This window comes from Streptomyces tailanensis, from assembly GCF_008386495.1.
In the GTDB taxonomy this organism is placed as follows: domain Bacteria; phylum Actinomycetota; class Actinomycetes; order Streptomycetales; family Streptomycetaceae; genus Streptomyces; species Streptomyces tailanensis.
In genome coordinates this window covers 63,802-68,001 of sequence record NZ_VTHJ01000053.1, presented here as the reverse complement: position 1 = coordinate 68,001, position 4,200 = coordinate 63,802, and the positions used below count along the sequence as shown (strand labels likewise).

At 71.6% G+C, this 4,200-nt stretch carries 1 protein-coding gene and 1 pseudogene; both read left to right on the top strand.

What is annotated here, in order from left to right:
• Window positions 1-81: 81 nt before the first annotated feature.
• Window positions 82-605 (top strand): annotated as a pseudogene (locus tag F3T56_RS50275) (winged helix-turn-helix domain-containing protein); the annotation flags it as partial.
• Between the two features lie 266 nt (window positions 606-871).
• Window positions 872-3,652 (top strand): ATP-binding protein, encoded by a 2,781-nt coding sequence (locus tag F3T56_RS34135; RefSeq protein ID WP_246204179.1) that lies wholly within the window; start codon window positions 872-874, stop codon window positions 3,650-3,652.
• Window positions 3,653-4,200: the final 548 nt, after the last annotated feature.

The following is a 4,200-nucleotide window of genomic DNA, read 5'->3' as shown; positions in this document are numbered from 1 at the left end:
ACCGGATCCGCCACACCGCGCGGGCCGGATCCGCCAGATTGATCGAAACCAGATACGCGCCCTAGGGCGGGTACGGCGCAGATCGCGGCGGAGCTGCGGGTGACGGACCGGTCGGTGCGCCGGTGGCGGGCGGTCTGGCGGCAAGGTGGTGCCGTGGCGCTGGCGTCGGTGGGGCCGATGTCGGTGGAGCGGCTGTCGCCCCCAGGCAGTGGCGGTGTCTGGAGGCGGAGTTGAAGCGTGGGTTGCTGGCGCACGGCTTCGACGGCGAGGACCAGGGCTGGATGTTGAAGCGGGTCAAGGTGGTGATCGGGCGGTTGTTCCGCGTCGGCTACACCGTGCAGGGGGTGTGGCGGCTGCTGAAGCGGCACGGGTGGAGCTGTCAGGTGCCGGTGCGCGGGGCGTTGGAGCGGGATGAGGAGGCGATCGAGGTGTGGAAGGCCGAGGTGTGGCCGCGGGTAAAAGTACCGTGCACGACCTGGGCGCCCACATCTGCTGCGCGGACGAGACCGGCCAGTGGCTGATCCCGCCCAGGGGGGCGGGCCTGGGCCCCGCGCGGTGCCCGTCCGGTGGTACGGGTGGCCGGCCGTCGCGGGGGCCGGAGCGGATCCCGACAGTCGGCACGGCCCCGTGCTCGCGCGGTGCCGAGCGCGGGGGCGCCCTCCAGTCGGGCGATCGGAGACGTCTGGCGAGGGGTGAGCGATACCTGCACCGGCCGGGCATCGACAGAGCGCAGGAGCATACACGTGGAATCTCCTGAGAATACGAAAGAGACGGCAGGCTTGTCTCTGACCGCTGCGCAGCCGCTACGCTGTGTCAGCATCGAGCGGCGAATCGCCGTTGTGCTGGCTGCCCCGTGCCGGGAGGGAAACCGGTGATCACTGATAAGGCCGACCCGCTGCGGGTGGTAGCCCGGACGACGGCAGGGAAACCGCGTGAGCGTGGTGTGCGGACCCTGCCGAGGACTCTGGAGCGAGAGGCCGAACTGGCCACTGCCCAGGCCGCCTTGGAGGCCCTGACTGGGCGCTCGGCGACGCCGACGGCGACTCCCGCCGAGCTTTGCGGCGGCCTGCTGGCCTTCACCGGACCGGCCGGAGGGGGCAAGACGACCCTGCTGAACGAAGTGCGGCGCCGCGCGGCCGAACGGGAGTGCACGGGGCTCTTCGCCAAGGGCGTGGAGCAGGAACAGAGCCTTGCGTTCCACATGGTGCGCCAGTTGTTCCAGCCGTTGCTCGCCTCGTACTCCGAGAGCGAGCGCCGGGAGGCACTGGGCGACTGGTACGGCATCGTGGGCCCGTGTGTCGGGCTGTGCCCTCCCGCGGCGGAGGGCGCGGCGCCGGATCCGCAGGGTGTGCGGGACGGCCTGGACTGGGTCGTCACCCATGTGGCCGTCCAGCGGGGGCCGTTGGTCCTCGCCGTGGACGACCTCCACTGGGCGGACGCGGAGTCCATGGCGTGGCTCACGTCCTTCGCGAGACGGGTCGAGGAGCTGCCGGTGCTGATGCTCGTCGCCTACCGCCCAGACGAACTCGGCGAAGGGGCTGCCGAGTTCACCGACATGGTCGAGCGGAACCGGGTCCGTCCCCTGGACCTGGCGCCGCTCAGCCCGAGCGCCGTCGCGGATCTGATGCGCGAGGGGCTGGACACCGAGGCCGACGACGACTTCTGCCAGGAAGCCTGGCTGGTGACCGGCGGCAACCCGTTCGAGACGGTCGAGCTGGTGGCAAAGGTGGGCGACCGTCATCTGGCCCCCATCCGGGAGAACGCCCACGCGCTGCGGGATCTCGCGGCGGAGACCTGGGGCGGCGGCCTGGTGGACCGGCTGCACGAACTGGGCCAGGTCACGATCCGGCTGTCCTGGGCAGTGGCCGTCCTCGGTTCGGAGGCGACCCCGTGCCTGGCCGCGTCTCTGGCGGCGCTCGGCCAGGCCGAGTTCACCCAAGCCGCGGACGTGCTGCGGGCCGAGCGGATTCTGACGTACGGCCCGGCGCTGGAATTCGTGCATCCGCTCATCGCGACGGCGATCTACCGTGCCATTCCGATCGCGACGCGGGTGGCCCTGCACGGCAAGGCAGCCTGGGAACTCCTCGAGGCGGGGCAGGGCCCGGCCGCGGCGGCGCGGCATCTGCTGGAGACGCAGCCGGAGGGTGACGCCTGGGCCGCGGAGCAACTGCTCGAAGCGGCCCGCGAATACCTGCGCCGCGGCGCTCCGGAGGCCGCCCGCCGCTGTCTGAGCCGCGCCCTGCGCGAGCCTCCGCCCGCGGAGCTGCGGGCCACGGTGCTGTACGAACTCGGCTCGCCGGCGCTGATGCAGGACCCGACCGCGACGGCGAACCATCTGCGGGCCGCGCTGGAGGAGCCGGATCTGCCGTCGGCTCTGCGGCAGAGCATCGTGATCCGCCTCATGCGGGCCCTGGCCTACTGCGACCGGCTGGCCGAGGCGTCCGATGTGGCGACCCGGGAGACCGGCAGGGACACCGACTCGCACATGCGCCTGCGCATGTTCATGGAGCACTTCATGGTGGCGGGGATCACCACGCACAGCCGGGAAGTGCCCGTCCTGTCACGCCGACTCACCCAGCTCACCCGCCGGCTGTCCGGCCGCAACCAGACCGAGCGCTACCTGTTCGGCCTGCGGGCCTGGAACGCGATGGTGCGCGGCGAACCGGCGGAAACCGCCCTGCGGTACGCCGAGCGGGCGCTGGGGTCCGAGGGCATGCGCTGGACGGACGAGGAGTGGGGGTTCGAGGTGCCGTCGCTGGTGGCCCTCACCTTCCTGTACTGCGACCGGCCGCATCGGGCCGAGGAGCTCTATACGGCGGCCATTGAGGAGTACGAGCAGCAGGGTTGGCGCGGAGTGCACCTCGCGCTCGGCTACAGCCTGTTGGGCTACATCCGGTTCTGGAAGGGCCGGCTCACCGACGCCGAGGACTTCGTCCGTGCCGGGCTGCAGCTGGCCGACCGGCTGGGGCCGGCGGGCATCCATGCGCAGTGGTACGCGCTCGGAGGCCTGATCGAGATCCTCATCGCTCGTGGGGAATCCGCGTCCGCCGAGGAACTGGCCGCAAGCCGCGGATTCGGCAAGCCGTTCCCGTCGGTGCTGACGCTTCCCGACGTCCAGACCGTCCACGGCGATCTGCTGCTGGCCCGCGGTAGGGAGAGCGAAGCCGCGGACGTGCTGACCGAGGTGGGGCACCGCCTCGACCTCCGAGGCATGCGCAACCCCGCCTGGTGTCCGTGGCTGTCCCACCTGGCGCTTGCCTCCCGGAGCACGGAGCCCGCCCACGCGCTGGAACTCGCTCGGGACGCACTGCGGCGCGCCGAGCGGTTCGGTACGGCGACAGCGGTGGGACACGCCGTGCGTGTGCTCGCCCGGGTGACAGAGGGGCCGGAGGGCATCGCTCAGCTGCGGCGGGCCGTCACCGTGCTGGAGAGAGCACCCTCGTCGTACGAGCACGCGAGCGCCTTGGTGGAACTCGGCACCGCACTGCGCCGCGCCGGGCGCCTCGCGGAGGCCGCGGGGCCGCTGTACCGGGGTGTGGACCTGGCCGCTCGGTGCGAGGCCGGAGGTGTGGCGGCACAGGCCCGTGACGAACTGGTCGCGGCCGGGCTGAGGCCGCGCCACCTGGATGTGACGCCGCACAAGTCGCCGTAGCCGGAAGAACACGGTCGCCCTGGCGGAAGGAGCGCCGCCCAAGTGAACGGCGCACGTGACGCCGTGCGCGCGGAGCCGTGCACCAGTTGGTGGGGTGTGCACTGCCATGGGCCCCCGTCTTCGGTTTCCGCCCGCGACGAGCAGCGCAGGATCCATCACGGCGTGACAGTACGGGAGCCCCTGCTCCCAACCCCCCATGTTCTTCGTCTCGCTCCCCGGGAGGGGAAATGCTCATCGCTGCGACGGGTACCGACGGCCGTCCCCTGACCGTCCTCACCGATGCCGCGCCGGACCTGAGGGACGTCCGGCAGGCGGTTGATGCGGTACTCACGGGTTCCTGGCGGCCAAACGCCGCTCTGCGGCAGCCGCCTTGCGGGAACTCTTCGACACCTTGCGTGGATTCCTCTTCGCAGGCGGCAAACGGATCCGGCCGGTGATGGGCGTATGCGGTTGGTACGCCGCAGGAGGCCGCGGAGATCCGGAGCCGGTGGTGCTGGCCGTGGTGTCGCTCGAACTGTTCCACACCTTCGGCCTCGTCCATGACGGTG